The organism is Sphingobium boeckii, from assembly GCF_014199215.1.
Taxonomy (GTDB): Bacteria; Pseudomonadota; Alphaproteobacteria; order Sphingomonadales; family Sphingomonadaceae; genus Sphingobium_A; species Sphingobium_A boeckii.
The window spans coordinates 522,496-548,215 of record NZ_JACIJC010000001.1 but is presented as its reverse complement, the minus strand read 5'-3'; the positions used below and the strand labels follow the sequence as shown (position 1 = coordinate 548,215).

General features: G+C 61.9%; 28 protein-coding genes. 14 read left to right on the top strand and 14 right to left on the bottom strand.

The genetic code is table 11. From position 1 onward, the window contains the following. Positions 1-63: 63 nt before the first annotated feature. Genes FHS49_RS02850 through FHS49_RS02840 form a run of 3 tightly spaced genes read right to left on the bottom strand, consistent with a single transcriptional unit; the run spans position 64 to position 1,795 of the window. Positions 64-426 carry a TfoX/Sxy family protein gene (locus tag FHS49_RS02850; RefSeq protein WP_184015009.1) on the bottom strand — a complete coding sequence of 121 codons (363 nt, stop codon included), beginning with the start codon at positions 424-426 and terminating at the stop codon, positions 64-66. Then, on the bottom strand, positions 423-905 hold the full coding sequence (locus FHS49_RS02845) for a GNAT family N-acetyltransferase (RefSeq protein ID WP_184015007.1): 483 nt from the start codon (positions 903-905) through the stop codon (positions 423-425). The genes FHS49_RS02850 and FHS49_RS02845 overlap by 4 nt, the downstream gene beginning before the upstream one ends. Then, positions 902-1,795 carry a DMT family transporter gene (locus FHS49_RS02840; RefSeq protein WP_184015005.1) on the bottom strand — a complete coding sequence of 298 codons (894 nt, stop codon included), beginning with the start codon at positions 1,793-1,795 and terminating at the stop codon, positions 902-904. The genes FHS49_RS02845 and FHS49_RS02840 overlap by 4 nt, the downstream gene beginning before the upstream one ends. A 23-nt stretch (positions 1,796-1,818) precedes the next feature. Between FHS49_RS02840 and FHS49_RS02835 the strand changes: the two genes are divergently transcribed. Both FHS49_RS02835 and FHS49_RS02830 read left to right on the top strand, forming a co-directional pair. Beyond that, positions 1,819-2,145, top strand: a complete 327-nt coding sequence (locus tag FHS49_RS02835) for an AbrB/MazE/SpoVT family DNA-binding domain-containing protein (protein ID WP_246350228.1) — start codon at positions 1,819-1,821, stop codon at positions 2,143-2,145. Continuing rightward, positions 2,135-2,521, top strand: a complete 387-nt coding sequence (locus tag FHS49_RS02830) for a PIN domain-containing protein (protein ID WP_184015003.1) — start codon at positions 2,135-2,137, stop codon at positions 2,519-2,521. Before FHS49_RS02835 ends, FHS49_RS02830 begins: the two co-directional genes overlap by 11 nt. 4 nt (positions 2,522-2,525) lie before the next feature. Here the strand turns inward: FHS49_RS02830 and ispG are convergent, their stop codons facing one another. Beyond that, positions 2,526-3,650, bottom strand: a complete 1,125-nt coding sequence (gene ispG, locus FHS49_RS02825; protein ID WP_184015001.1) for a flavodoxin-dependent (E)-4-hydroxy-3-methylbut-2-enyl-diphosphate synthase — start codon at positions 3,648-3,650, stop codon at positions 2,526-2,528. Positions 3,651-3,705: 55 nt separating this feature from the next. On the opposite strand from ispG, the gene FHS49_RS02820 reads away from it, so the two are divergent. Beyond that, positions 3,706-4,935, top strand: a complete 1,230-nt coding sequence (locus FHS49_RS02820) for an acyltransferase family protein (RefSeq protein ID WP_221240343.1) — start codon at positions 3,706-3,708, stop codon at positions 4,933-4,935. Here FHS49_RS02820 and FHS49_RS02815 read toward each other — a convergent pair. Continuing rightward, the gene (locus tag FHS49_RS02815) at positions 4,874-6,487 is read right to left on the bottom strand and encodes an MFS transporter (protein WP_184014999.1); all 1,614 of its coding nucleotides are present in this window, start codon (positions 6,485-6,487) and stop codon (positions 4,874-4,876) included. The two genes, FHS49_RS02820 and FHS49_RS02815, sit on opposite strands and share 62 nt — an antisense overlap. Before the next feature lie 82 nt (positions 6,488-6,569). Next, positions 6,570-7,685 carry a DUF3089 domain-containing protein gene (locus FHS49_RS02810; protein WP_184014997.1) on the bottom strand — a complete coding sequence of 372 codons (1,116 nt, stop codon included), beginning with the start codon at positions 7,683-7,685 and terminating at the stop codon, positions 6,570-6,572. 198 nt (positions 7,686-7,883) lie between these two features. Between FHS49_RS02810 and FHS49_RS02805 the strand changes: the two genes are divergently transcribed. Together FHS49_RS02805 and FHS49_RS02800 are read left to right on the top strand one after the other, a co-directional pair. Next, complete coding sequence (locus FHS49_RS02805; RefSeq protein WP_246350226.1) at positions 7,884-8,837, top strand: isoaspartyl peptidase/L-asparaginase family protein; 954 nt, start codon at positions 7,884-7,886, stop codon at positions 8,835-8,837. Between the two features lie 32 nt (positions 8,838-8,869). Then, positions 8,870-9,712, top strand: coding sequence for a S1/P1 nuclease (locus tag FHS49_RS02800; protein WP_184014993.1), 843 nt, complete (start codon positions 8,870-8,872; stop codon positions 9,710-9,712). A gap of 116 nt (positions 9,713-9,828) precedes the next feature. Here FHS49_RS02800 and FHS49_RS02795 read toward each other — a convergent pair whose 3' ends face one another. Further along, positions 9,829-10,716 carry a prephenate dehydratase gene (locus tag FHS49_RS02795; protein WP_184014991.1) on the bottom strand — a complete coding sequence of 296 codons (888 nt, stop codon included), beginning with the start codon at positions 10,714-10,716 and terminating at the stop codon, positions 9,829-9,831. A gap of 116 nt (positions 10,717-10,832) precedes the next feature. On the opposite strand from FHS49_RS02795, the gene FHS49_RS02790 reads away from it, so the two are divergent. The 3 genes from FHS49_RS02790 to FHS49_RS02780 all read left to right on the top strand — a co-directional run bounded on the left by FHS49_RS02790 (position 10,833) and on the right by FHS49_RS02780 (position 12,490). Beyond that, complete coding sequence (locus FHS49_RS02790; RefSeq protein ID WP_184014989.1) at positions 10,833-11,483, top strand: c-type cytochrome; 651 nt, start codon at positions 10,833-10,835, stop codon at positions 11,481-11,483. Then, complete coding sequence (locus FHS49_RS02785) at positions 11,483-12,091, top strand: GNAT family N-acetyltransferase (protein WP_184015958.1); 609 nt, start codon at positions 11,483-11,485, stop codon at positions 12,089-12,091. Before FHS49_RS02790 ends, FHS49_RS02785 begins: the two co-directional genes overlap by 1 nt. Positions 12,092-12,169: 78 nt before the next feature. After that, a complete protein-coding gene (locus FHS49_RS02780) occupies positions 12,170-12,490 on the top strand; it encodes a hypothetical protein (protein ID WP_184014987.1) in 321 nt (106 codons plus the stop codon). Positions 12,491-12,617: 127 nt separating this feature from the next. On the opposite strand, the gene FHS49_RS02775 is transcribed toward FHS49_RS02780, so the two are convergent. Both FHS49_RS02775 and FHS49_RS02770 read right to left on the bottom strand, forming a co-directional pair. Continuing rightward, positions 12,618-13,484, bottom strand: coding sequence for an LOG family protein (locus tag FHS49_RS02775; protein ID WP_184014985.1), 867 nt, complete (start codon positions 13,482-13,484; stop codon positions 12,618-12,620). Between the two features lie 38 nt (positions 13,485-13,522). Next, positions 13,523-14,170: an extensin family protein gene (locus FHS49_RS02770; protein WP_246350223.1), complete on the bottom strand. Its 648-nt coding sequence runs from the start codon at positions 14,168-14,170 to the stop codon at positions 13,523-13,525. 183 nt (positions 14,171-14,353) lie between these two features. Between FHS49_RS02770 and FHS49_RS02765 the strand changes: the two genes are divergently transcribed. The 3 genes from FHS49_RS02765 to FHS49_RS02755 all read left to right on the top strand — a co-directional run bounded on the left by FHS49_RS02765 (position 14,354) and on the right by FHS49_RS02755 (position 18,461). After that, positions 14,354-15,487, top strand: coding sequence for a phosphoserine transaminase (locus FHS49_RS02765; protein WP_184014981.1), 1,134 nt, complete (start codon positions 14,354-14,356; stop codon positions 15,485-15,487). A gap of 105 nt (positions 15,488-15,592) precedes the next feature. Next, positions 15,593-17,176: a phosphoglycerate dehydrogenase gene (gene serA, locus FHS49_RS02760; RefSeq protein ID WP_184014979.1), complete on the top strand. Its 1,584-nt coding sequence runs from the start codon at positions 15,593-15,595 to the stop codon at positions 17,174-17,176. A 172-nt stretch (positions 17,177-17,348) separates the two neighbouring features. Next, positions 17,349-18,461 carry an ATP phosphoribosyltransferase regulatory subunit gene (locus tag FHS49_RS02755; RefSeq protein ID WP_184014977.1) on the top strand — a complete coding sequence of 371 codons (1,113 nt, stop codon included), beginning with the start codon at positions 17,349-17,351 and terminating at the stop codon, positions 18,459-18,461. A 158-nt stretch (positions 18,462-18,619) separates the two neighbouring features. On the opposite strand, the gene FHS49_RS02750 is transcribed toward FHS49_RS02755, so the two are convergent. After that, positions 18,620-19,615 (bottom strand): alpha/beta hydrolase, encoded by a 996-nt coding sequence (locus tag FHS49_RS02750; RefSeq protein WP_184014975.1) that lies wholly within the window; start codon positions 19,613-19,615, stop codon positions 18,620-18,622. A gap of 111 nt (positions 19,616-19,726) precedes the next feature. Here FHS49_RS02750 and FHS49_RS02745 point away from each other — a divergent pair, with 111 nt between their 5' ends. From FHS49_RS02745 to FHS49_RS02735, 3 genes are read left to right on the top strand one after another with little or no spacing between them, the layout of a single operon-like run. Then, positions 19,727-21,016, top strand: coding sequence for an adenylosuccinate synthase (locus FHS49_RS02745; RefSeq protein WP_184014973.1), 1,290 nt, complete (start codon positions 19,727-19,729; stop codon positions 21,014-21,016). 58 nt (positions 21,017-21,074) lie between these two features. After that, a complete protein-coding gene (locus FHS49_RS02740; RefSeq protein WP_184014971.1) occupies positions 21,075-21,821 on the top strand; it encodes a class I SAM-dependent methyltransferase in 747 nt (248 codons plus the stop codon). A 3-nt stretch (positions 21,822-21,824) separates the two neighbouring features. Next, positions 21,825-22,415, top strand: coding sequence for an NADPH-dependent FMN reductase (locus FHS49_RS02735; protein WP_184014969.1), 591 nt, complete (start codon positions 21,825-21,827; stop codon positions 22,413-22,415). A gap of 18 nt (positions 22,416-22,433) precedes the next feature. Here FHS49_RS02735 and aroC read toward each other — a convergent pair whose 3' ends face one another. The 4 genes from aroC to FHS49_RS02715 are packed head-to-tail and all read right to left on the bottom strand — an operon-like array spanning position 22,434 to position 25,715. Beyond that, entirely contained in the window at positions 22,434-23,501 is a 1,068-nt protein-coding gene (gene aroC, locus FHS49_RS02730; protein ID WP_184014967.1) for a chorismate synthase, read from the bottom strand. Then, the gene (locus tag FHS49_RS02725) at positions 23,498-23,947 is read right to left on the bottom strand and encodes a hypothetical protein (protein ID WP_184014959.1); all 450 of its coding nucleotides are present in this window, start codon (positions 23,945-23,947) and stop codon (positions 23,498-23,500) included. Before FHS49_RS02725 ends, aroC begins: the two co-directional genes overlap by 4 nt. A gap of 2 nt (positions 23,948-23,949) precedes the next feature. Beyond that, positions 23,950-24,753 carry an enoyl-ACP reductase FabI gene (fabI, locus tag FHS49_RS02720; protein ID WP_343052880.1) on the bottom strand — a complete coding sequence of 268 codons (804 nt, stop codon included), beginning with the start codon at positions 24,751-24,753 and terminating at the stop codon, positions 23,950-23,952. Continuing rightward, positions 24,750-25,715 carry a YihY/virulence factor BrkB family protein gene (locus FHS49_RS02715; protein WP_184014955.1) on the bottom strand — a complete coding sequence of 322 codons (966 nt, stop codon included), beginning with the start codon at positions 25,713-25,715 and terminating at the stop codon, positions 24,750-24,752. Before FHS49_RS02715 ends, fabI begins: the two co-directional genes overlap by 4 nt. Positions 25,716-25,720 lie beyond the last annotated feature (5 nt).

Below are 25,720 nucleotides of genomic sequence, written 5' to 3'. Positions count from 1 at the left end.
GGACTCCCCTGTATCGGCAATCCTATAGACCTGTGCTCCATCCGCGCGAAAGCCGGAATCCGATCAATCTGTGCCCCGCGCCTTCGGCTTCTTCTTTGCCGCACCGCGCAAACCGGCTTCCAGCGCAAGCGCGCACCATTCGCGCAGCGCATCGGCATCGTCATAAACGTCGTCGGGCGCGGCGCGATAGTTCATCACGGCCATCTTGCCCTTCATCTCATAAGAGAATTTGGCGCAGCCCGCCGCATCCCATCGGGCGTCCGATACGGCATCGCCCTTCAACCACAGCCGATCGTCACCCACGATCGCGAAGACGATTCCATCCAGATAGAGCGTGGCTCCGCCCATCATCCGGCGCATCGAAACATGGCCCATCGGCTCCAGAGCTTCGCTCACCCAGGCGATCAGGCCGGGATCAGCGCTCATCCATTGGCCGCCAGACGCTCCAGGGCCTCGCCCTCGATCCGCCATGGTTCCCATCCGGTGGAATGGTGCGCGCCGATCCGCATGTAAAAGCCCCGCGCCTTCTCATTCCAATCCAGCACCGCCCAATCCATCCGGGCACATCCGAGCGCCTTGGCTTCCCTCGCAAGCGCGGCCAGCAGCATCCGGCCGACGCCATCGCCCCGCGCGCTGTCGGCCACGAACAGATCTTCCAGATAGAGGCTCGGCCGCCCCGTCCAGGTGGAATAAGTGAGGAACCACAGCGCCAGGCCGATCGCCTTGCCATCCTGCTCGGCGATATGGACGAACACCTGCGGATTAGGTCCGAACAGTGTTTGCCCGAGCGAATCTTCCGTCGCCTTCACGGCATCGGGCTCCTGCTCATAGACCGCGAGCGCCACGATCATATCCAGGATATGGGAAACATCGCCGGGAACGGCGCGGCGGACGGAAACGGTCATAGAGCTACCTCGGCTTGAGCAATCACTTCGGGACGGCGGCGCGCGGCGAGCAGGCAGCCGGCGACGATCATCAACGCACCTATGACCGTAAGCACGGACACCGTCTCGCCAAAAACAAGCCAGCCGAGCAACGCGGCCCAGATGAACGCTGTATATTCCACCGGCAACAGATATTGCGCCTCGGCCCGCGCATAGGCCCAGGCGAGCAGCATCATCGAAAGGAAGGCGAACACAGCCGAGATGATCAGATTCGGCACATGCTCGGCGGCGGGGACGAAGGCCAGCCAGGGGGCTGCGACCAGAAAGAGCACCGTGGCGACCGCATTGTTGAAAAACGCCACATCCAGGGGATCCGCCACCAGGGATTGCCGCCGCGCAATGATCAGGCTGAGCGCGTAAATGACCGCCGCGATCAGGATCGCGATCGCGCCGCGAAACGCGTCCGGCCCCATATCGGCCTGCGCCTGTCCGGCGAGGATCACGATCACGCCAGTGAAAGCGATGATCGAGGCCATGATCGCATTCTTGCCGACATCCTCCTTCAGGATGACCGCCGCGAGATACAAGGCCACCAGCGGCGCAACGAATGACAGCGCCACCCCTTGCGCGATCGGCACGCGCGCCAGCCCCCAGAAAAACATCAGAACGGATATGGCCGCGGTGACTCCGCGCGCGACATGGAGTTTGAGCACCGGCGTGGCGGGCCAGGGCTTGCGCAACGCGAGGAACAGCCCGCCCCCGATCACGCTTGCGGCAATCGAGCGCCACAGCATCGCGTTATAAGCGCCGATCTCGATCGACAGCCCCTTCATGATGGCGTCCATCGCTGAGAATACGGCGATTCCAAGCGTGGCAACGGCGAAGGCTTGCGTATTTTGTGAGGCATTCATTGCGCAAGCGATAGCCACGAACAATGCCCAAGTCAGCAGTTTGGTTGATACCAAAATTCGTTTTAGGTATGGAGGGCAAGGCAGTACCCTTTGGGAGTTTCGAAATGGGCGCTCATGTCCGTGTTATACAGGGAGGAAAGATCGTGCTTCCTGCCGCCTTGAGACGCAAATATGGCTTTGACGTCGGTAAGACACTGGTGGTCGAGGACGGCGAAAATGGTGTTACGATCCGCTCTTTGGACGAAGCCGTGATGCGTGTTCAGGATATTATGAAACAATATTCGCCTGAGCGTTGCTTGTCTGACGAGCTTATCGCGGAGCGTCGTGCGGAAGCCAAGCGTGAGCAATAAATGGGTATTGGACGCGTCAGCACTGATTTGTCTCATCCGTTCGGAACCCGGTTCAGACATCGTTATGCAGGCGCTGCCTGAAAGTTGTATAAGTGCCGTCAATCTGGCCGAGGTTATTTCCAAAATCAGCGATCTCGATATGGACCGCACTCTTATCGAAAGCGTTGTCGCGACACTTGATCTGGATGTGATAGCTTTTGGCGCGGGTGATGCACACGACACCGGCCTGTTGCGCGAGCCCTCTCGTCAATTTGGTCTTTCTCTCGGTGATCGGGCATGTCTGGCGTTGACCGCGCGCTTGAACGCGACTGCACTGACGACCGATCGGGCTTGGGCAAATTTGAATCACATAGCCCAGGTCAAACTCCTGCGCTGAAATCCTATTCCGCCGCGATCGGCGTATCGGTGGTCTCCGCTTCGATCTCCGCGGCCTTGGCTTCCACCAGCTTGACGATGTGATCGATCATGCTTTCATCCTGCACATGGTGATCGGTCACGCCCGAGAGATAGACCATGTGCTTGCCATTGCCACCGCCGGTGATGCCGATATCGGTCTCACGCGCTTCGCCGGGGCCATTGACCACGCACCCCAGGATGGAGAGCGAAAGCGGAGTGGAGATGTGCTTCAGCCGTTCTTCCAGCGTCTGCACGGTGCGGATCACGTCGAAGCCCTGCCGCGCGCAGCTCGGGCAGGAGACCACGCGCACGCCGCGGGTGCGGATTCCCAGCGTCTTGAGAATCTCATAGCCGACGCGGACTTCATCCTCCGGCTCGGCTGAGAGCGAGACGCGGATCGTATCGCCGATGCCGAACCAGAGCAGAGACCCGATGCCGATCGCGGACTTCACCGTGCCGCCGACGAAACCCCCGGCTTCGGTGATGCCCAAATGCAGCGGGCAATCGACGGCATCGGCCAATTGCTGATACGCAGCCACCGCCAGGAAATGATCGCTGGCCTTCACCGCGACCTTATATTCGTGGAAATCATGATCCTGGAGCAGCTTGATATGATCAAGTGCGCTTTCCACCAGCGCCTCCGGACAAGGCTCGCCATATTTTTCGAGGAGATCCTTTTCCAGCGAACCGCCATTCACGCCGATGCGGATCGCGCAGCCATTGGCCTTGGCGGCGCGCACCACTTCGGCCACGCGCGCAGAGGAGCCGATATTGCCCGGATTGATGCGTAGACACGCCGCGCCGGCATCCGCAGCTTCCAGCGCACGCTTATAGTGAAAATGGATATCCGCCACGATCGGCACCTTGGCCGCCCGCACGATCTGGCCCAGCGCCGCCGTCGATTCCACATCGGGACAGGAGACCCGGATGATATCCACGCCCACATCCTCGCAGCGGCGGATCTGGTCGATCGTCGCGCCGGGATCGCTGGTTGGCGTATTGGTCATCGTCTGCACGGTGACAGGCGCATCGCCCCCCACCGGCACATTGCCGACCATGATCTGACGCGATTGGCGGCGCGCGATATCGCGCCAGGGGCGGAGGGACATTGAATATACTCTGTCTTAGGCTTCGGGTAATCCGCTCGCGGTATAGCGGGCTTCGATGACAACCGATAGTCAGCATCCTGTGCAGGCCGCGCCCGCCATCCCACGTCATTTCGGGCTGGATTGGCTGCGCATCGGGGCGTTCGCGCTGCTGATCCTCTATCACATCGGCATGATGTTCGTCACCGGCGGCTGGCTGGTGAAGACGGACGCACCGATCGAGGCGTTATCTTATCCGATGCTGTTCGTATCGCCATGGCGTCTGGGGGTGCTGTTCATCGTCTCCGGCTATGCCGCGCGCGCTATGATCACCAAAGCGGGCCTTCTCGACATCTTCGCCGCCGAACGAAGCAAGCGCCTGCTGATCCCGCTGCTCTTTGCAATGATATTCATCATCCCGCCGCAAAGCTGGGTCACGCTGCAATTCAACCATGGCTATGAAAGCGGATTCTGGTCCTTCTGGCTGCACGATTATTTCCGCGTCGCACCTCTCCATGGCGTGACGCTGCCGGCGTGGGAGCATCTGTGGTTCGTTTTCTATCTCTGGCTGTATACGATGCTGCTCGTCGCCGGACTGGTACTGATCCCTGCCCAAGCACGGCAGATGCTGGGAGGGCTGTTCGATCGACTGGCTACGGGCTGGCGGCTGCTCTGGATGCCTTTGCTCTATCTGATCCCCATGCGCATCGGGCTGACCTTCACCACCGGGGAATCGCACGGGCTGTTCAATGATTGGGTGAGCGATTTCATTTTGCTGCCGATGTTTCTGTTTGGCTTCGGCCTTGCGGGGGCACCCGCCTTATGGCTTGCGATCGCGCGCCTCTGGCGGCCCGCGCTGGTGCTTTCGCTGGTGGCTTATCTGGTCCTTGCTGCGGTAGAAACCGCCTATCCCGGCACCAGCACCCCGCCGCACGCGACCATGGCGCTCAATCGCGCGGCCCAGGCGGCGATGCTCTGGGGCATGGCGCTGGTGATGCTGCGGCTGGCCGATACGATGCTCGATCGCGATCATCGCTGGCGCGCGCGGCTCAGCGAGGCCGTCTTCCCCTTTTATATAATCCACCAAAGCGCGATCGTGCTGATCGGCTGGTGGCTGCTGCCGCTATCGCTCTCTCCGTTGGCCCAATTTGCAGCGATCCTGGCGGGCACGGCAGCGAGTTGCTGGCTGTTCTACGATATCGGCCGCCGCATCGGCTGGCTGCGGCCTTTGATCGGGCTGCGCGCGCTCACTCGTCCAATGGACGCTTCGCCGTCTCCGGTAACAGGAACAGCCCGATCACCACGGTGAGCGCGGCAATGCCGATCGGATACCAAAGCCCGTAATAGATATTGCCCGTGGCCGCGACCATCGCAAAGGCCGTGGTCGGCAGGAAGCCGCCGAACCAGCCATTGCCGATATGATAAGGCAACGACATGGAGGTGTAGCGGATACGCGCTGGGAACAACTCCACGAGCAAGGCCGCGATCGGGCCATAAACCATCGTCACATACAACACGAGGATCGTCAGGATCAGCACGACCAGCGGCTTGTTGATCTGTGCTGCATCGGCCTTGGCGGGATAGCCCGCCTCGACCAGCCCGGCGTTGATGGCCGCCCGAAACGCAGCAGGCTCTCCACTATAGGCCAGCGTGCGATTGCCGATGGTCACCGTGGCGGGATCGCCTGCATGGCCGGCATTGGCATAGTTGACGCCTGCCTTGGCCAGCAATGATTTGGCGACATCGCAGCCCGAGCTCTCAAAGGTGTTGCGCCCGATGGGATCGAATTGAAACGCGCAGCTTGCAGGGTCCGCGATGACGGTGACGGGCGCATTTTGCTGCGCAGCATAGAGCGCAGGGTTGGCCGCCTTGGACAAGGATTCGAAGAGCGGAAAATAGGTGAGCGCAGCGATGGCACAGCCCGCCAGGATGATCGGCTTGCGCCCGATCCGATCGGACAGCCAGCCGAAGAAGAGGAAAGCGGGCGTTGCGATGGCCAGCGCGATCGCGATCAGGATGTTGGCGGTCGCACCCTCCACTTTCAAAGTTTTTTCCAGGAAAAACAGCGCGTAAAACTGCCCGGTATACCAGACCACCGCCTGCCCCGCGACCGCCCCGAACAGCGCGATGAACACGATCTTCAAATTACCCCAGCGCGCGAACGCTTCAGTAAGCGGTGCCTTTGAGGTTTTCCCCTCGGCCTTCATCTTCGCAAAGACCGGGCTTTCCTCAAGCTGCATCCGGATCCAAAGTGACACGCCCAGCAACAGGATCGAGACGATGAAAGGCACGCGCCAGCCCCAATCGGCAAAGGCCGCCTCGCCCAAAATGCTGCGGCATCCGATCACCACCAGAAGGGCGGCGAACAGCCCCAGCGTTGCAGTCGTCTGGATGAAGCTGGTATGGAAACCGCGTTTGCCCGCCGGCGCATGTTCGGCGACATAGGTGGCGGCACCACCATATTCCCCGCCTAGCGCCAGCCCCTGCAACAGCCGCAGAAAAACCAGCAAAACCGGCGCTGCCACGCCGATCGCTGCGTAGCTGGGCAACAGTCCGACCGCGAAGGTGGACAGCCCCATGATCCCCATGGTCACCAGGAAGGTATTCTTGCGCCCCACCATATCGCCCACCCGGCCGAAGACGAGCGCGCCGAACGGCCGCACCGCAAACCCCGCTGCGAATGCAGCCAGCGCGAAGATGAAGCCCGTGGTTTCATTGACGCCCGAGAAAAACTGTGCGGAAATGATCGTGGCGAGCAGGCCGTAGAGATAGAAATCATACCATTCGAAAACAGTGCCAAGCGATGAGGCCAGGATGACGAGCCATTCGTTCTGCTTTGGTGTGTCCGCCTTCGCCGTCATGCCCGCTCCCTGCTTTTTCCATATCTCTGTCGCTCCGCGCGTGCGGAAATCCCGGCGTCGTTACGACAAGGCAAGGCAGGTTTCAACGCGGCTGACGCATGAACGCGGTGGCGCGTGTCAGCGCATTCTCCCGGATGTTCATGTAGAACAGATTATAGTCCACATTGTGATAATTGCCGAAGGGGATCACCAGATCCTCATATATCTTGGCCGCCTTGGAAACATAGAGCGCGCCATCCTTGCAGCGCGCCGAGACCATGCCGACATCGGGCGCGCGCGGACGCGTTCCGGGGCCGTAAACCCAAGCCCCCATATTGAGTGACTTGGCGGCTTTGCCCGTTCCCGTCGTCCAGCTCAGCGGGTTGATGCAGGTATAGGGGCGCTTGATCGTCTCCGGCGTGTAGTTGCTGGTCTTGCCCAGCGTGAGCCGCTGGAATGTGGCATTGCGGCCTTCGCCAAAGCTGCTGTAGCTGATCACGCAACGCACATCGCTGGCCGTCTGGCAGGGCGTGATGTCGCGCAGCCCCCTATACCAGTCCGCCTCGATCCAGTGGCCGATGAGATAAGCCACCACCAGCCGCTTGGCGACCGGCTTGGCATCGATCCGCTCCTCGATCAGCCGCCGCAGGATGCGCGATCCCTGGCTGTGCCCCGCGATGATGAACGGACGGCCGTTGTTATAATTGTCGAGATAATATTCGAAAGCGCGGCGCACATCCTGATAGGCCAGATCGACCGCCGCTTCGGAATTGGCAGACCATTTCACATAGCCGCCCAGCGTCATCTGCCGGTAATGCGGGGCGTACACCTTGCAGCAGGCGTTGAAGACACTGGCCTGGCTGCGGATCGTGGTATCCTCAATCTGCTTGCGATAGGCGGCGTCGTTCACATCGGCATTCCAGTCGGTCTGGCTGAAAAACACGGTGGGATAAACGTAGAAAACATCCACTGCCGCGCGCGCCTGATCCCCCGGCTGCACGCCGAGCGGCGCGACATCGGCCTCGTCGCGCGTGTTGGGCAAGGCAACCCAATTGCTCAAATCTCGATAATTCGGCCGGGGCGGCGCACGACGCTCATCGAACGGCTGCGCCGGGGGCTTGTTATTCTTCATGATCTTCATCGCATCGATGATCCCCGCCTGCGAAGACGAAGCGGCGATGGCGCATGACAGTGCAATTGCGGCCAAGGATTTACGCATGGTTCTGCTCCCTGTTTCCCCACCAAGGCGAACGCTAACAGTTTTCCATGGGCTGGCCAGCCGATAATTTTCGCGTCTTGCCCTCCGGCGACCCTGCCCATTGCCGGCTGGCGCGCACCGCCCAAGCTGATAAGATTGGCAGCATCCTCAAACGCGAGAACCCTCATGCGTTTTTTGTTCATCCCCGGAGTCCTGTTGATGTCGCTTGCCCCCGCTGACGCCGCCGAGCGCCCCGACTGGACGATCGTGATCCATGGCGGCGCTGGCGCGATGGCCCCCGGAAAATTGACGCCGGAACAAGAAAAGGCGGCTTTGGCCGGCCTCGATTCCGCGCTGGAAGCGGGATCGAAGGTTCTGGCTGACGGCGGCTCCGCGGTCGATGCGGTGGAAGCCGCGGTGCAGGTGCTGGAAGATGATCCCCATTTCAACGCGGGGCGCGGCGCGGTCTTCACCTACGAAGGCGGGAACGAACTGGATGCCGCAATCATGGATGGCACCACGCGCGCCGCGGGTGCGGTCGCCGGGGTAACCCGCACCCGGCATCCGGTCAGCCTGGCGCGCGCCGTCATGGAGAAAAGCCCGCATGTCCTGCTCAGCCGCCAGGGCGCGGATATCTTTTCGGTGGAGCAAGGGCTGGAACAGGTGGACCCGAGCTGGTTCGCCACGCCGGAGCGCAAGCGCCAGCTTGAAGAACTCAAGGCCAAAAAGGTCGGCTGGTATGATGTGGATATGAAATATGGCACGGTCGGCGCGGTCGCCGTGGATCGCAAGGGACATGTCGCCGCCGCCACATCGACCGGCGGGCTGACCGGCAAGCGCTGGGGCCGGATCGGGGATTCGCCGATCATCGGCGCGGGCACCTATGCCGACGATCGCGCCTGCGCCGTCTCGGCCACGGGCGCGGGCGAATTCTTCATCCGCCTGGGCGTGGCGCACGAAATCTGTGCCCGCGTCCGCTTCACCGGCGAATCGCCCAAGCAGGCCGCCGATCATGTGATGGCCGAATTGCGCGATCTGGGCGGGACCGGCGGCGTGATCGTCACCGGGCCGGACGGCGCGGCTTATTGGTCGTTCAACACGCCCGGCATGTATCGCGGCCGCAACACCAGTCTCGGTGGCAAGCAGATCGCGATCTATGGGGATGAAGAGTAGGAAAGCCCGGCCATCTCCGCTAATCGCGCGACATGACACGCCTCCTCGCTTTCCTCACCGCCCTGCTCCTGATCCCCGCCCCCGCTTCGGCCTGGTGGGAATATGGGCATGAGACGGTGGGACAGATCGCCTATAAGCAGGTGACGCCCAAGACGCGCGCCGCAATCCGCCGCCTGCTGGCCAAGGGCGCGTTGCTGGAAACGCCCACCTGCCCGATCAACACGATCGAGAAGGCGGCCTATTGGGCCGATTGCATCAAGGAGCTCGGCCCGCGCTTCAGCTATGCCTATTCCTGGCATTATCAGAATGTGGACATCTGCAAGCCGTTCGATCTGAAAGCGGCGTGCAAGGACGGCCATTGCGTATCCGCCCAGATCGAGCGCAACGCCAAGCTGCTGAAGGACCGCACGGTGCCGGAACGCGAACGGCTGATGGCGCTGGCCTTCCTCATCCATTTCATGGGCGATCTGCATCAGCCGCTTCACGCCGGAGACAAAGGCGATCTGGGCGGCAATCGCGCCAAGGCGGCTTATGGCGCATTCTCGACCGAGCGGATGAATCTGCACAGCATCTGGGATGGCTATCTGGCCGAGCGCGCCATCTCCACCCCGCCCTCCATAGTGCGTATCTATTCCCCCTCCGAACGCGCCGAAATGGGGGCTGGCACGGTGGAGGATTGGAGCCGCGAAAGCTGGGCCGTGGCGCGCGATTCCGTTTATGGCATGGCCTACGGCGGCGATCCCTGCAGCATCACGCCGCCTGCCCGATCGATGCTGACCAACGAAAAGATCGAAAGCCTGATCGCGCCGCTGCGACTGGAAGTGGAGCGCGGCGGGATCCGGCTGGCACGGATGCTGGACGAGGCCTTGGGCTGAGGGGATTTTATCCCAAACACCGTTCGGGCTGAGCCTGTCGAAGCCCTTTCCTTCTTTCAGGTCACAAAAGTGAGAGGCTTCGACAGGCTCAGCCCGAACGGCCTTGAAAATACTCCTTACCGCACCCGCGCCTGGGGATATGTGCCCAGCAGGCGCACCCATTTGGAATGAAAGTGCAGCTCCTCCAAGGCGCGATCCACCGCTGGATCGCCCGGCGCACCCTCGATATCCGCATAAAATTCGGTTGCGGCGAAGCTTGCGCCGCGCTGATAGCTTTCCAGCTTGGTCATGTTGACGCCATTGGTCGCAAAGCCGCCCATTGCCTTGTAAAGCGCGGCGGGGACGTTCTTCACCTCGAAAATGAAGGTCGTCATCGGCGTGCCATGGATCACGCGATCCGGCGCTTCGCGCGCCAGCGCCACGAATCGCGTCATATTGTCGTCCGAATCGGCCAGATGCTCGGCGATCGTATCAAGGCCGTAGAGACCCGCGGCCAGTGGCGGCGCCACAGCGGCCACGGTCGGATCGTTCATTTCCGCAACCAGAGCGGCCGCACCCGCGGTATCAGCATAAGGCACCGGCATGATGCCCCGCGCACGCAGCCATTTGCGACACTGCCCCAGCGCCTGCGGATGGCTGATCGCCTGGGTGATCCCCTCAAGCGGCCCATTGGACATCAGACTGTAGCGGATGGGCAGAAAATGCTCGCCAGTGATCACCAGACCCGATTCGGGAAGCAGGAAGTGCATGTCCGCAACGCGGCCATGCAGCGAATTTTCGATGGGAATCAGCGCGCAATCGGCCCGCCCTTCCTTCACCGCATCGATCGCATCTTCGAAACCGAAGCACGGCAAAGCCAGGCCTTGCGGAAAGGCCTGTTCTACAGCGATATGGGAATTTGCGCCCGGTGCGCCTTGAAAAGACACGGCGCGCTGCGGTTCTGCGGCTGCGGCGTCGATCATCGCCTGAACGATCGGGCGGGCGGGGGCGGGATAATTTTCCATATGGCGAGCGGCGCTAAACAGTATCTTCGCAACGCACAAGCAGCGGCTTGCGATGGCGGCGATGCGCCCCTAAAGGGAAGCCGAAATATAGAAAAGCGTGCTTCAAAGGGACTTCCATGGACGACAAGTTCAACACGATCGCGGGTTGGGTATTGGCGGCGGGCATCGTCGCATTGGGAACCTCGATCGTCAGCGGGATGTATTTCGCCGCTCACGAGCCGGAAAAGCCCGGCTTCGAAGTGGCTGACGCCGCGCCGGCCGATGGCGGTGGCGCTGCTGCGAAGGTCGATATCGCGACGCTGCTGCCGACAGCGGACGCAGCCAAGGGTGCCGAAGTCTTCAAGAAGTGCACGGCCTGCCACACGATCACTCAAGGTGGTGCAAACGGCATTGGCCCGAATCTCTACGCCACGATGGGCGAGGAAATCGGCCATGGCAAAGGCGGCTTCGCTTTCTCGCCCGCGCTTTCGGGCAAGGGCGGCAATTGGGATTTCGCGTCGATGGATGCGTGGCTGACGTCTCCCAAGAAGTTCGCGCCAGGCACCAAGATGACCTTTGCGGGCCTCTCCAAGCCTGAAGATCGCGCCAATCTGCTGGTTTACATGAACGCGCAGGGCTCCAACATCCCGTTGCCGGCGGCCTCGGCCGCGCCGGCAGCCGATGCAGCAGCGCCCGCTGACAACGCAGCGGCTCCGGCCAACGCAGCGGCTCCGGCAGACAATGCGGCGGCCCCGGCCGCAAACGCAACCGCACCCGCCGCGCATTGATGAAAGGCTCTCCGCAAGGAGAGCCGATCCGCGTCGAAACGCTGACCGGCCATGCGCTGGCGCGATCGATCGACGCGCTGGCGGCCTTGCGGATCAGCGTGTTCCGCGCCTTTCCCTATCTCTATTACGGGGATGCCGCCTATGAGCGCGCCTATCTGAACGCCTATATAGCTAGCCGCGATGCCGTGGTGATCGGCGCATTCGACGGCGACACGCTGGTGGGCGCGGCCACGGCAGCCCCGATGGAGGATCACGCGCAGGCCTTTGCCGCGCCCTTCGACGCGCGCGGGCATGATCTGACCGACATCCTCTATTGCGGCGAATCGGTTTTGCTCCCCGCCTATCGCGGGAAGGGACTGGGCCATGCCTTTTTCGATGGCCGCGAGGCGCACGCCCGTGCGCTTGGCCGCCGCCATGTCGCCTTCTGCGCGGTCATCCGCGCGGAGGACCACCCTGCCCGTCCTATGGACTATGCCCCGCTCGACCCCTTCTGGCGCAAGCGCGGCTATGCGCCGCTGCAAGGCATGACCACCGATTTCGCGTGGAAGGATATCGGCGACGCGCACGAAACGCCAAAGCCGATGCAATTCTGGATGAAAGCGGTTTAGCGCCGGCGGATTTTGATTCCCGCGCAATGAAAACGCGGCATGATGGTTTGCCATCATGCCTATGCTAGGTCAGCCGACATGCTTCATATGCACAGCCTTGCCGGCATCGTCGAAATAGATGGACTCAAATATGAGTGGGAATTGCAGCGAGAGCCGCAATGGTCCGATGCCGATGGCTGGAAGGGCATGACGGTCTTGTTGCGGGAGGCGGATACGCAGCGCGCAGCATTGCTGGAATTTCCCCCGCCCAAGCGCTTGTTGAAAGGATTGCAGCGGGGCAGGCTTCAGATCAACGATGCCCTGGTCTCCCGGGGCGTTCGCGCTGCCTTGCTGGCAGGATGGGAACCCGCATCACGCGGCAAGCCAATGGTGTTCATGGTCGATGCAGACGGCAATTAGCGACGAATCAGCTATAAAGACGGTCAGGTGAATTTGGCCAAATGCGTCACCATAATTCATTGTCATGGTGCGTCTGCAATACGTCACTGGACGCGACACACGCGCAGGCCAAGGCTTCAACAAAGCCTCAAACGGCGCCTTCCGAATAGAAATCCTGCACGATCTTCCACGCCTCTTCCGCCGTTTCCACGAAGTGAAACAATTCCAGATCCTTGTGTGCGATCACGCCTTCATCGGCGAGCGCCTCGAAATTCACGACCTTCTCCCAGAATTCGCGGCCGAACATCAGCACGGGGATGGGCTTGATCTTGCCCGTCTGGATCAGGGTCAGCAGTTCGAACGTCTCGTCGAACGTGCCGAAACCGCCAGGGAAGACCGCCAGCGCGCGGGCGCGCAGCAGGAAGTGCATCTTCCTCAGCGCAAAATAGTGGAATTGGAAGCTGAGCGACGGCGTGACATAGGGATTGGGTGCCTGTTCGTGCGGCAACACGATGTTGAGGCCCACCGTTTCAGCACCGACGTCCACCGCGCCACGATTGGCGGCTTCCATGATCGACGGGCCACCGCCCGAGCAGACCACGAAATGCCGCCATCCATCCAGATCGCGGGGTGCCTGGCTGGCCATCTGCGCAAGCGCGCGCGCGACATCATAATATTTGGATTTGGCGATCAGGCTTTCGGCGATCCTCCGTCCACGCTCATCGGTCGCCAGGTCGAGCAATACCTGCGCCTTGGCGGGTTCCGGAATGCGCGCCGAGCCATAGAAGACCATCATCGAGGCGATCTTGGCTTCGTCGAGCAGCAATTCGGGCTTCAGCAATTCAAGCTGAAAGCGCACGGGGCGGAGATCCTCGCGCAGCAGGAAATCATTGTCCTGGAAGGCGAGCTTATAGGCCGGATGCTGGGTCTGGGGGGTGGAAACCGCCTGCTTGGCCTGTTCGGCTTCCTGCTTGGCGCCCGCGAAAACGCGGCTTGGTACTTTCTGTTCTGTCATCCACCGTATTTAGGAAGTTTTAGCCGCAGGCGAAACCCTCAGCGGCAAAATGGTCCCTTGCCCATATCGAAGTGAAAATGATCGTGATGCGCGGAATTATAGTCCGGGCTGAGCACGATGCCGAAACGCTTGCAGGCCGATGTGTGAACGGTGCGCAGGAAATTCCGCTCCGATTGCGTCCCATCCTTCCACCCGCCCTTAACCGCAACCCGCCGCCCGTCCGCCAGGATGAAAGCAGATACGTCCACGGCGTTGCTCAGCGCGTGCTGGGATAATTTGCCCGAGGATGAGCCGACGATGTTGCGGCAGCTATAGGTGCCCATCGTTTCGATCTTCAGCACTTCGCTGCCCAATATCCGCCGCCCCGCAGGAGCCACGGCAAAGCGCGTCCAGGCCGCGAAATTGCGCGCCAGCGGGCATTGCATCGCGCCCAGATTGGTGACGGGAATGCCGATATCGAGAAGCTGGACGCTGCGCAGCGCCGAACAACCGCCGCCAAATTCGCGTTCGGGCAGGAAATTATATTTCACCCTGGCAGCACCCAGATCAGCCAGGCATTGCCGCGTTGCCGAGTCTGAAGCGTAGACCAGTTTCTGACCATTCGGCTTTTTCTGTGCAACGCGCTTGCGATCGGAACCCCCGCCGCCGATGCAGGCGGAGAGCGTCAGCGCTGCGATCAGCGGCATTGCCCAAAATATTTTTCCCCGCCGGAAATTCATGAGTCCGTCCATATCATGCGGCGATTCCGGCGGGAATCCCCCTCACGCGCATTTGCGACGGGGCGATTGACACGAGCGCCCACATCTCTAGAGGCGGCGACGGGCCACGCGGTCCCAACGCCGCGCGTGCTCTCTGTGAGGAGAGACTACATGACTGACTTGTTACCCGTTCCGGACGTAAAACCTGCACGTCCCCATTTTTCTTCCGGCCCCTGCGCTAAGCCGCCCGGCTGGACCCCCGAGAAACTCGCCATCGACGTGATGGGCCGCTCACACCGGTCGAAGATCGGCAAGACGCGCCTGCAATATGCGATCGATCTGATGCGCGAGATGCTGAAGCTGCCCGACACGCATCGTATCGGCATCGTCCCCGGCTCGGATACCGGTGCCTTCGAAATGGCGATGTGGACGATGCTGGGTGCCAAGCCCGTCACCGCCATCGCCTGGGAGAGCTTCGGCGAAGGCTGGGTGACCGATGCGGTCAAGCAGCTCAAGATCGACCCGACCGTGCTGCGCGCCGATTATGGCCAATTGCCCGATCTCGACACGGTCGACTGGTCCAATGACGTTCTCTTCACCTGGAACGGCACCACGTCTGGCGTGCGCGCGCCCAACGGCGATTGGATCCCCGAAGACCGCGAAGGTCTGTCCTTTGCCGATGCGACCAGCGCGGTCTTTGCCTATGAGATTCCCTGGGACAAGATCGATGTCGCCACCTTCTCCTGGCAGAAGGTGCTGGGCGGCGAAGGCGGTCATGGCGTCCTCATCCTCGGCCCGCGCGCCGTCGAACGGCTCGAAACCTACACCCCCGCATGGCCGTTGCCCAAGGTGTTCCGCCTTGTTTCCAAGGGCAAGCTCGCCGAGGGCGTGTTCAAGGGCGAGACGATCAACACGCCGTCCATGCTGGCCGTGGAAGATGCGATCTTCGCGCTCGAATGGGCGAAGTCGATCGGCGGCGCTGACGGCCTGATCGCACGCAGCGATGCCAATGCGGCCGCGCTCGACACGATCGTCGCGGATCGCGACTGGCTCGGCCATCTCGCGGCCGATCCGGCATCACGCTCCAAGACCAGCGTCTGCCTGACGGTCGACGGCGCTGATGAGGCGCTCATCAAGAAGATGGCCGCGCTGCTGGAAGGCGAACATGCGGCCTATGACATTGCGGGCTACCGCGATGCCCCCGCTGGGCTTCGCATCTGGTGCGGCGCGACCGTGGATACAGCCGATGTCGTGGCGCTCGGCCCATGGCTCGACTGGGCCTATGCCAAGGCGAAAGCCGCTTAACTTCCCCGATTGCTGTCATCCCCGCGAAAGCGGGGATCCAGTTTTTCTTTTTACATCGCCTGGATTCCCGCCTGCGCGGGAATGACACCCAAAAGGACGATACCCATGCCCAAAGTGCTTATTTCCGACAAGATGGACCCCAAGGCCGCCCAGATCTTCCGCGAACGCGGTGTCGAAGTGGACGAAATCACCGGCAAGACGCCGGAAGAACTGATGGCGATCATCGGCGAATATGACGGCCTCGCCATCCGCTCCTCTACCAAGGTGACCAAGGAAATCCTTGAGCACGCCACCAATCTGAAGGTCATCGGCCGCGCTGGCATCGGCGTGGACAATGTCGATATCCCCGCGGCGTCCGCCAAAGGCGTGGTCGTGATGAACACGCCATTCGGCAATTCGATCACAACCGCCGAACATGCCATCGCATTGATGTTCGCGCTCGCCCGCCAATTGCCCGAGGCCGATCTTTCGACCCAGGCCGGCAAGTGGGAAAAGAACCGCTTCATGGGCGTGGAGCTGACCAACAAGACGCTTGGCCTGATCGGTGCGGGCAATATCGGTTCGATCGTGGCAGATCGCGCGCGCGGCCTGAAGATGAAGGTCGTCGCTTATGATCCCTTCCTCACCGCCGAACGGGCCGTGGAGATGGGCGTCGAAAAGGCCACGCTGGACGAATTGCTCGCCAAGGCTGATTTCATCACGCTGCATACGCCGCTCACCGATCAGACGCGCAACATCCTCTCCGCCGAAAATATCGCGAAGACCAAGAAGGGCGTCCGCATCATCAACTGCGCACGCGGTGGCCTGATCGATGAAGCGGCTTTGAAGGCAGCGCTCGATTCGGGACACGTCGGCGGTGCTGCGCTCGACGTGTTCGTGGAAGAACCTGCCAAGGCGTCTCCGCTGTTCAACACGCCCAACTTCATCTCCACCCCCCATCTGGGCGCGTCCACCAGCGAGGCGCAGGTGAACGTGGCCATTCAGGTGGCCGAGCAATTGGCCGATTATCTGATGACCGGCGGCGTCACCAATGCGCTGAACGTCCCTTCGCTCTCCGCGGAGGAAGCGCCCAAGCTCAAGCCCTATATGGCGCTGGCCGAAAAGCTGGGCAGCCTTGTGGGGCAGCTTGAAGGCACCGGAATCCAGGGTGTGGCGATCGAAGTGGAAGGCGCGGCTGCAGAGCTGAACCCCAAGCCGATCACCGCCGCGGTTCTGGCCGGGTTGATGCGCGTCTATTCGGACACGGTGAACATGGTCAACGCGCCGTTCCTGGCCAAGGAGCGCGGGCTCGATGTGCGCGAAGTGCGTCATGACCGCGAGGGCGATTATCACACACAACTCCGCGTGACCGTCACCACCGAAACCGGCGAACGCTCGGTCGCGGGCACGCTGTTCGGCAATGGTCAGCCCCGGCTGGTCGAATTGCACGGCATCAAGGTCGAGGCCGATCTGGATGGCGACATGCTCTATGTCGTCAATCAGGACGCGCCCGGCTTCATCGGCCGCATCGGCTCTGCTTTGGGCGAAGCAGATGTGAACATCGGCACCTTCCATCTGGGCCGCCGCAGTGCGGGCGCAGGCGGCGAAGCCGCGCTGCTGCTCTCGGTCGACAGCCCCGTGCCGGAGCCGTTGCTGTGGAGCGTGTGCAAGCTCCCCGGCGTGAAGAAGGTGAAAGCGCTGAAGTTTTGATGGGATGCAGGGTTGGGGCGTAAAAACCCCGACCCGTCAATATCCGCGTGCGCGAGGACCCTGCTTCTTTTTCCTTCGAATAACGCAAGGAAAAGCGGGATTTCCGCGTGCGCGGGAATGACAGAGGTTTCACATTCTATACTTCGCGCGCGAATCCGTTAAGGACCGTGCCATGATTCCCCCAGGCCTCCTTCCCGAAGGTTTTCGTGACCGCTTGCCGCCCCAGGCCGACGCCTCCGCGCGCCTCGTCCGGCGCGTGCTCGATACCGCCGCACTGCACGGTTACGAGCGCGTTTCGCCGCCATTGGCCGAATTCGAGGCCGGCCTTGTCGGTCGCCTGAAATCGGCCAAGGCGCAGGATCTGCTCCGCGTGGTCGATCCTTTGTCGCAGCGCACTTTGGCGCTCCGGCCCGACATTACCGCACAGGTCGGCCGCATCGCCGCCACGCGCATGGCGCATCATCCGCGCCCCGTGCGGCTGTCCTATGCCGGCCCGGTCCTGAAGCTGAAGGCCAGCCAACTCCGCCCCGAACGCGAATTGATGCAGGTGGGTGCCGAACTGATCGGTCTTGATAGCGTCGCCGCCGCCAGCGAGATCGTCATGGTCGCAATTGAGGCGCTAGAGCGCGCGGGCGTTGCGGGGATCACGCTGGATTTCACGTTGCCCGATCTGGTCGATACGCTGGCGGGCGGGCCATTGCCAATGGACCCCGCACAGACCGAAGCCGTCAAAACATTGCTCGACGCCAAGGATGCGGGCGGGCTTGCCGCAAAGGACGCGCTGGCGTTCCTGCCGCTCGTGGAAGCCGCGGGACCCTTTGAAACGGCGTTGGCGCGGTTGCGGGCCTTCGACATGGGCGGTGCGCTCACCAGCCGGCTCGATGCGCTGGAGCAGATCGCAGCGCCCCTGAAGGGCCGCGTGACGCTCACGCTCGATCCCACGGAACGGCATGGCTTCGAATATCAGAGCTGGTTCGGATTCTCGCTGTTTGCAGCAGGCGTCAGCGGTGAGATCGGCCGCGGCGGATCCTATGCCATCGCGCATGAGGACGGCCGCGAAGAACCCGCGATCGGCTTTTCGCTTTATTGCGATCCGCTGGTGGACGCCGGCATCGGCGCCAGGGAACGCCGGCGCCTGTTCATCCCCTTTGGCACCGATCCGGCGATTTCGGCCAAGATTCGCGCCGATGGCTGGGTAACTGTTGCGGCGTTGACGGCAAGCGATAGCGCGGAAGCGCAGATCTGCTCGCATGTGCTGCGTGATGGCGTGGCGGTTCCGGTATAGGTATCAAACGGCCGTCACCCTGAACTTGTTTCAGGGTCCATTTCAAAGTCGCGACCATTGGCCCAACGGACGAATGGATGCTGAAACAAGTTCAGCATGACGGCAGGGGGTGGTCCGACGGAATAGGCACCAAACACGTTGCGTGCAGCGTTGCCAACCTAGCCCGCGACCACGGTTTTGACGAAAGCATCCACCACGTCCGTTGCATAATCCCCTGCCGTGCCCAGTTCATGATTGAGCCGTCCATGCGTCGTATCGGGAATCGCGGTCACCACCGCGTCCGCCCCGCCCTGTTGCAATGCCGCCACGAACGCCTTGCTCTGATTGCCTGATTCCTCACGGCTACCAACATAGAGGATTGCCCAATGCGGCGCATTGGGTGCGGCGGTATGATGGATCGGGGAGAGCCGCGCCCATTCCGCCTCGTCCCTGCCCCAGGCGCGGGCATAGATGCGCTGTTCGATCCCGTGCCCCTTCATCACGCTGGCCACATCATAGCCCGCGCCATCCAGCAGCACGACGCCGCGCACCGCGCCGAAATCGCTGCCGAGGTAGCGCGAATCGGTGGAGACCAGCGCGGCCAGATGCGCGCCCGCGCTATGCCCCATCAGGATGATCCGGTCTGGATCGAAACCCAACCGGTTGGCATCGCGGCGCAGCGCGCCGATCGCCGCAGCCACATCGCGCGCCTCTTCTTCTATCGAGACCTGCGGCGAGAGCCGGTAGCCGATCGAGGCGAAGGCATAGCCCTGGGTGAAATGCGCAGGCTTGTTCCACACCGTGTTGACCGGATCGCCATGGATCCAGCCGCCGCCGTGGATGAAGGCGATCAAGGGTGGACGTCCGCCAACCATGGCTGGATAGACATAGGATATCTGTTTGGGATCATTGCCATAAGGCTGCTTTTGCGCCGGGATCGCCGCGCCATCCTTTGCCCCGCGCATCTCCTTGATCTTCGCGCGGCAGCCTTGGCTCAACTGATCCTGCTTCTCGATCAGACATGCCCGGATCTTCTCGCGATCGCGCGACAGGCCGCAAAGTTTCTTTACGTCCGCCAGACAAGGCCGCTTGGGGGCGGCAGCCGCGCCGCCATTGGAACAGGCCAGCAAGGCGGCCAGCCCGGCCGCCATCAGCATCGACATGAAACGCATCATCGTTCTCCTGGGTCAAAAATCATGGGAATCACGCGCCGATGCCTTCGCGCGATGGACGCGGCGAGCGTTTGCTTCTAGGGACGGCGCGCAACAACGGGGAAGGTCCGGACTTTGGCGAACGTAGCTGTAATTGGTGCCCAATGGGGCGATGAGGGCAAGGGCAAGATCGTCGACTGGCTTGCCGAACGGGCAGACGTCGTCGTCCGCTTCCAGGGCGGCCATAACGCCGGCCATACGCTCGTCATCGGCGAAAACGTCTACAAGCTCTCGCTGCTCCCTTCGGGTATCGTCCGTGGCACGCCCAGCGTGATCGGCAATGGCGTCGTGCTCGATCCCTGGGCGCTGAAGGCCGAAGTCGAGAAGCTGACCGCCCAAGGCGTGACGATCACGCCCGATGTGCTGCACATTGCGGATAATTGCGCGTTGATCCTGCCCTTCCACCGTGATCTCGACGCGCTGCGCGAGGATGCGTCCGGCGCAGGCAAGATCGGCACCACGCGGCGCGGCATCGGCCCGGCCTATGAAGACAAGGTGGGCCGTCGCGCGATCCGCGTGTGCGATCTGGCGCATCTGGATGATCTCGGCCCGCAACTCGATCGCCTCTGCGCGCATCACGATGCGCTCCGCGCCGGTTTCGGCGAGCCGCCCGTGGACCGCGACGCGCTTGTGGCCGAATTGCGCGAGATCGCGGATTTCGTGCTGTCTTTCGCCAAGCCGGTCTGGCTGATGCTGAACGAAGCCCGCAAGCGCGGCGATCGCATCCTGTTCGAAGGCGCGCAGGGCGTGCTGCTCGATGTCGATCATGGCACCTATCCCTTCGTCACCTCGTCCAACACGATCGCGGGCACAGCGGCCGGCGGTTCCGGGCTTGGCCCCAGCGCCGTCGGCTTCGTCCTCGGCATCGCCAAGGCTTATACAACGCGCGTCGGCTCCGGACCCTTTCCCACCGAGCTTGAAAATGATGTTGGCGAGCGTCTCGGCGTGCGCGGGCATGAATTCGGCACCGTCACGGGGCGCAAGCGCCGCTGCGGCTGGTTCGATGCCGTGCTGGTGCGTCAGGCCGCGGCCGTCTCGGGCGTCACCGGAATTGCACTGACCAAGCTGGATGTGCTGGACGGGTTCGAGACGATCAGCATCTGCACGGGCTATCTGCTACATGGCCAGACGCTGGATCATTTTCCGTCCAATGCCGCCGATCAGGCCGCCGTTCAGCCCGTATATGAGGAAATCGAAGGCTGGTCGCAATCGACTGCAGGGGCGCGGAGCTGGGCGCAGCTTCCGGCACAGGCGATCAAATATATCCGCCGCATCGAGGAATTGATCCAATGCCCGGTCGCGCTGGTCTCCACCTCGCCCGAGCGCGAAGATACGATCCTCGTGCGTGATCCATTTCTGGACTGAGTCGCTTTTGTCGTCTCGCTGACTTTTTCCGGTAACGGAAGCAGCCCAGTGCGCTTTGATGACATCACGCGAAGCCACTGGTCTGCTCCCCCGCTCGCATGGCGAGCAGGGCGGCGAAATCGCAACATCGCTCTCCGATTGGGCGCATATCATCGCTTTCGGGGCGATCGGCTGGCCCTGGCTGCTGCGCAGCCTTTCGGGGGGCAGAAAGCGGGACAAGCGTGCGCTGCTCGATCGTCTCGGCCTGCCGCATGATGCTTTGCCCAATCTGGGAAGCTGGAAAGCCGACACCGCGCTGCTCGGGCTGATCGTGGACAGCGTGGAGCGCCTGCAGCCGCGCGTGGTGATCGAACTGGGTGCAGGCGCTTCGACGCTGGTGACGGCGCGCGCGTTGCAATTGAACGGCGGCGGGCGGCTGATCAGCTTCGATCAGCATCGCGATTTCGTCGATTCCACCCGCGGCTGGCTGGGTGATTATGGCCTGGAGGCGGATATGCGCGCCGCAGCGCTCGTTCCCGCGCCCGGCGGGTGGCCGGGCTATTGGTATGATATCGGTGCCCTGCCCGATGCGATCGACATGCTGATCATCGATGGCCCACCCTGGGCGATCCATCCCTATGTGCGCGGCGCGGCCGAATGCCTGTTCGACAGGATCGTGCCCGGCGGCATGATCCTGCTTGACGATGGCGCGCGGCCGGGCGAGCGTATCGTGATGCGGCGCTGGCGCAAGAACTGGCCCGATTTCGATTTTCATCTGCGGCACGGCGGCACCAAGGGCACCGTGATCGGCATCCGAAGGGGCTGAGACATGGCGCTCAATATTCCGGTGATCTACGGTTCCTACCGCACCGGCCGGATGGGGATACGCCTCGCCGATTTCATCGTGTCTCGCCTGAATACGCGCGGAGAGAAAGCCGAACTGATCGACGCCAGGGCGATCGGCCTGCCGATGCTGGACAAGCGCTATGCGGATCACCCTGCGGGGGAAGCGCCCGAGGCGATGGAGCGACTGGCGGAAACGCTGCGCAACGCCGATGCGTTCGTCTTCGTGGCGGGTGAATATAATCAGGGTGTGCAGCCCGGCCTGAAGAATCTGGTCGATCATTATCTCCAGGAATTCGCATACCGTCCTGCAGCGATCGCCTGTTATTCCGCGGGCGTCTTCGCGGGCGTGCGATCCATGGCGAGCTGGCGCGTGACTTTGGCGGCGCTGGGGATGCCCACGATCGGCGAAATCCTGCCGCTGGGCCAGATCGGCCATGCGCTTGACGAACGGGGCGAACCCACCGGCGATGGTGGCGCACGGCTGGAAAAGAACTTTCCCAAATTCGCCGGCGAACTGCGTTGGTGGGCAGAGGCCGCCAAGGCTCAGAGGGCCGCGCAGACGCCGCCCGTCTAACTCACCCGCCCCGCTTCATTATCCGCATTGGGCGCGGTGGAGCAGCTTCTGATCCGCCAGCACCAGCGCCATCATCGCCTCCACCACGGGTGCACCGCGAATGCCGACGCACGGATCATGACGCCCCTTGGTCATGATCTCGCTCGCCGTGCCTTCGCGGGTGATCGTTTCCACCGGAGTCAGGATCGAGCTGGTCGGTTTGAACGCCACGCGCACGCGCACCGGCTGTCCGGTGGAAATGCCGCCCGCAATGCCGCCCGCATGATTGGCCAGGAATTCCGGGCCATCCATGCCCGGCCGCATCGGATCGGCATTATCCTCGCCACGCAATTTGGCCGCGGCAAAGCCATCGCCAATCTCCACGCCCTTTACGGCGTTGATGCTCATCAGCGCAGCCGCCAATTCGCTATCCAATTTGGCATAAAGCGGCGCGCCCCAGCCTGCAGGAACGCCGGTGGCTTCGCATTCGATCACAGCACCCAGCGACGATCCCGCCTTGCGCGCTTCATCGACCATTTTCTCCCAGCGCTTAGCGGCCTCGGGATCGGGGCAGAAGAAAGGATTGCGCGCGATCTCCGCAGCATCGAACCGCGCCGGATCGATCGCATCGCCGCCGATTTCGGAAACCCAGGCGAGAATGCTGACTTCGTGGATCACCGCGCGCGCCACGCCGCCCGCCGCCACGCGCGCCGCGGTCTCCCGCGCCGAACTGCGCCCACCGCCGCGATAATCGCGGAAACCGTATTTCGCGTCATAGGCATAATCGGCATGGCCGGGGCGATAGGCCAAAGCGACCTCCGAATAATCCTTCGAACGCTGGTCCACATTCTCGATCATCAGGCTGATCGGGGTGCCCGTCGTGCGGCCTCCGAACACGCCAGAAAGGATGCGCACCTGATCAGGCTCCTGCCGCTGCGTCGTGAAGCGCGACGTGCCGGGACGGCGCTTGTCGAGAAAGGGCTGGAGATCGGTTTCGGAGAGCGCCAGCCCCGGCGGACAGCCATCCACCACCGCGCCCAAGGCAGGCCCATGGGATTCACCCCAAGTGGTAAACCGGAAAACGCGGCCGAAGGTGTTGAAGCTCATTCTGAGTGCCTTGCAAAATGACCAAGCAGCCAGCGTCGATCATCAATGTTAAATCTATGGACGAGCTGTAACATATCTTCGGTCGAAACTTGAACCGCGCGGAATCCGGTCTCCAAATAGCGATTTCGCCAATTTGGTCCAGAATGTCCCTCAGACAGATAAGTTACGAGCGCTCTAAACATGTCGTCAACTTCAAAATGTTGTAAAAATGGCTCGCTCAGATTTTTGGACATCTTCAACAAATTGTGTCCGAATTTATTTCGGACTTTCTCTAAGCTGAGTTTACGACGCAGGTCGGCTTTGAAAATCAATTCCAGGCCATGCGATATCAAAAATTCCATCGGATCAGAAAAGCTCGGTTTGGTCGGATGGAGTGAGGCCAATCGAGCCGTGTCGAGATAAGCTACACCAAAATTGTAGAAGCCGATGGGTTCGCTGCGCTCCAATGTCACTGCAAAGCAATATCCGGTGCGTCTTCGGCTTTCATGCCGATCACATTATAGCCGGCATCCACATGGTGAATCTCGCCCGTCACGCCCGAGGCGAGATCGCTGCAGAGATAGAGGCCTGCACCGCCCACATCGTCGATCGTGACATTGCGGCGGAGCGGTGAATTCAGCTCGTTCCATTTCAGGATATAGCGGAAATCGCCGATGCCCGAGGCCGCGAGCGTCTTGATCGGGCCGGCCGAAATCGCATTCACGCGAATGTTTTCCGGCCCCAGATCCATCGCCAGATATTTGACGCTGGCTTCCAGCGCCGCCTTGGCCACGCCCATCACGTTATAATGCGGGATCACCTTTTCCGCGCCGTAATAGCTCAGCGTCACGAGGCTGCCGCCGTTCGGCATCATGGCCCGCGCGCGCCGGGCCACCGCGACGAAGCTGTAGGCGGAGATATTCATCGTCATCAGGAAGTTTTCGAGGCTGGTGTCGATATAACCGCCGCGCAATTCATTCTTGTCCGAAAAGCCGATGGCGTGGACGACGAAATCGATCGTCGGCCAGCGCGCGGCCAGCGTTTCGAACGACTTATCCAGTTCCGCCATGTCCGAAACGTCGCAATCGAGAAGGAAATCCGATCCCAATTGCTCCGCCAGCGGGCGCACGCGCTTTTCCAGCGCCTCGCCCTGATAGCTGAACGCCAGTTCCGCGCCCTGCGCGGCCAGTTGCTGGGCGATGCCCCAGGCGAGCGAGCGATCATTGGCAAGTCCCATGATCAGCCCGCGTTTTCCGGTCATTAAACCGCTCACAATGCCTCCGTCTTTTCAGTCCCTGCCGCTGCGGACTTTGCCCTGTGATCAGGGCTTTCAGCCAGCGCGGCGTTCAATTCGGCCCCGATTACCACGCCAAAGCCAACAAGGTAGAAGAAAATGAGCGCGATCATCACACCGGCGAGACTGCCATATGTGAGATCGTAGCTGACCGCGCTTTCCAGCGCCTTGGGCAGCAGCGTGGAGACACCCAGCCACCACAGCGTGACGGCCGCCGCGCCGGGCCATTTGGGATAGCGTCGCGTGCGATAAGCCGAGGGCGTAAGCGTATAGAAAATCATGTAAAACGCCGCAAATAGCGCGAACGCAGGTGCCGCGCGCGAGGCGGACACCCAGGCGGCCGTATCCGTCGCGAAGGGCAGCACGCGCACGATGAATTGCTCCACGCCGAGCAACACGACCTGAAAACTGAACGCGATCATCACGAGCAACACCGATCCGATGATGATCCCGATCGACCCCAATCGATATTCCCAAAAGGGCCGCGAATAGCTGACGCCATAAGCACGGCGCAGGATATCGCGGATGGTCTCGATGAAACTGCCCGTGGTCCAAAGGCCGATCAGCGCGCCGAACCAGAGCAATGATCCGGACCGGGACATCAGCACATCGTTGATCGGCTTTGCCAGCACCTCAGCCACGCCGGGCGGAACAGTGCGCAGGAAGGCGTTCACCGCATGGATGCCATCCTGCGTGCGGCCCACCAGCCGCGCGGCGGCGGCGGCCACGATGAAGAAGGGAAAGAGCGTGACGAGTGCGAGATAGGCCAGATTGCCCGCATGGATGAAGCCATCGCTATAGACGCCTACCAGCACGCGCTTGGCCACGGTGAAGGGATAAGTGCCGGGCCTGATCCTGTCCCAGCTATCCCCCAGCGCATCGCGCGCCTGATCCAGCCGCTTGCGCCGCGCCTCGGGGGATTGGGGGGAAATGCCGGCCATGCTTG

Bases quoted from the DNA above. Each gene is read 5' to 3' on its own strand.
- FHS49_RS02850 (WP_184015009.1), bottom strand. From the start codon at position 426: ATGAGCGCTGATCCCGGCCTGATCGCCTGGGTGAGCGAAGCTCTGGAG.
- FHS49_RS02845 (WP_184015007.1), bottom strand. From the start codon at position 905: ATGACCGTTTCCGTCCGCCGCGCCGTTCCCGGCGATGTTTCCCATATC.
- FHS49_RS02840 (WP_184015005.1), bottom strand. From the start codon at position 1,795: ATGAATGCCTCACAAAATACGCAAGCCTTCGCCGTTGCCACGCTTGGA.
- FHS49_RS02835 (WP_246350228.1), top strand. From the start codon at position 1,819: ATGCCCAAGTCAGCAGTTTGGTTGATACCAAAATTCGTTTTAGGTATG.
- ispG (WP_184015001.1), bottom strand. From the start codon at position 3,650: ATGTCCCTCCGCCCCTGGCGCGATATCGCGCGCCGCCAATCGCGTCAG.
- FHS49_RS02820 (WP_221240343.1), top strand. From the start codon at position 3,706: ATGACAACCGATAGTCAGCATCCTGTGCAGGCCGCGCCCGCCATCCCA.
- FHS49_RS02815 (WP_184014999.1), bottom strand. From the start codon at position 6,487: ATGACGGCGAAGGCGGACACACCAAAGCAGAACGAATGGCTCGTCATC.
- FHS49_RS02810 (WP_184014997.1), bottom strand. From the start codon at position 7,685: ATGCGTAAATCCTTGGCCGCAATTGCACTGTCATGCGCCATCGCCGCT.
- FHS49_RS02805 (WP_246350226.1), top strand. From the start codon at position 7,884: ATGTCGCTTGCCCCCGCTGACGCCGCCGAGCGCCCCGACTGGACGATC.
- FHS49_RS02800 (WP_184014993.1), top strand. From the start codon at position 8,870: ATGACACGCCTCCTCGCTTTCCTCACCGCCCTGCTCCTGATCCCCGCC.
- FHS49_RS02795 (WP_184014991.1), bottom strand. From the start codon at position 10,716: ATGGAAAATTATCCCGCCCCCGCCCGCCCGATCGTTCAGGCGATGATC.
- FHS49_RS02790 (WP_184014989.1), top strand. From the start codon at position 10,833: ATGGACGACAAGTTCAACACGATCGCGGGTTGGGTATTGGCGGCGGGC.
- FHS49_RS02785 (WP_184015958.1), top strand. From the start codon at position 11,483: ATGAAAGGCTCTCCGCAAGGAGAGCCGATCCGCGTCGAAACGCTGACC.
- FHS49_RS02780 (WP_184014987.1), top strand. From the start codon at position 12,170: ATGCTTCATATGCACAGCCTTGCCGGCATCGTCGAAATAGATGGACTC.
- FHS49_RS02775 (WP_184014985.1), bottom strand. From the start codon at position 13,484: ATGACAGAACAGAAAGTACCAAGCCGCGTTTTCGCGGGCGCCAAGCAG.
- FHS49_RS02770 (WP_246350223.1), bottom strand. From the start codon at position 14,170: ATGCCGCTGATCGCAGCGCTGACGCTCTCCGCCTGCATCGGCGGCGGG.
- FHS49_RS02765 (WP_184014981.1), top strand. From the start codon at position 14,354: ATGACTGACTTGTTACCCGTTCCGGACGTAAAACCTGCACGTCCCCAT.
- serA (WP_184014979.1), top strand. From the start codon at position 15,593: ATGCCCAAAGTGCTTATTTCCGACAAGATGGACCCCAAGGCCGCCCAG.
- FHS49_RS02755 (WP_184014977.1), top strand. From the start codon at position 17,349: ATGATTCCCCCAGGCCTCCTTCCCGAAGGTTTTCGTGACCGCTTGCCG.
- FHS49_RS02750 (WP_184014975.1), bottom strand. From the start codon at position 19,615: ATGATGCGTTTCATGTCGATGCTGATGGCGGCCGGGCTGGCCGCCTTG.
- FHS49_RS02740 (WP_184014971.1), top strand. From the start codon at position 21,075: ATGACATCACGCGAAGCCACTGGTCTGCTCCCCCGCTCGCATGGCGAG.
- FHS49_RS02735 (WP_184014969.1), top strand. From the start codon at position 21,825: ATGGCGCTCAATATTCCGGTGATCTACGGTTCCTACCGCACCGGCCGG.
- aroC (WP_184014967.1), bottom strand. From the start codon at position 23,501: ATGAGCTTCAACACCTTCGGCCGCGTTTTCCGGTTTACCACTTGGGGT.
- FHS49_RS02715 (WP_184014955.1), bottom strand. From the start codon at position 25,715: ATGGCCGGCATTTCCCCCCAATCCCCCGAGGCGCGGCGCAAGCGGCTG.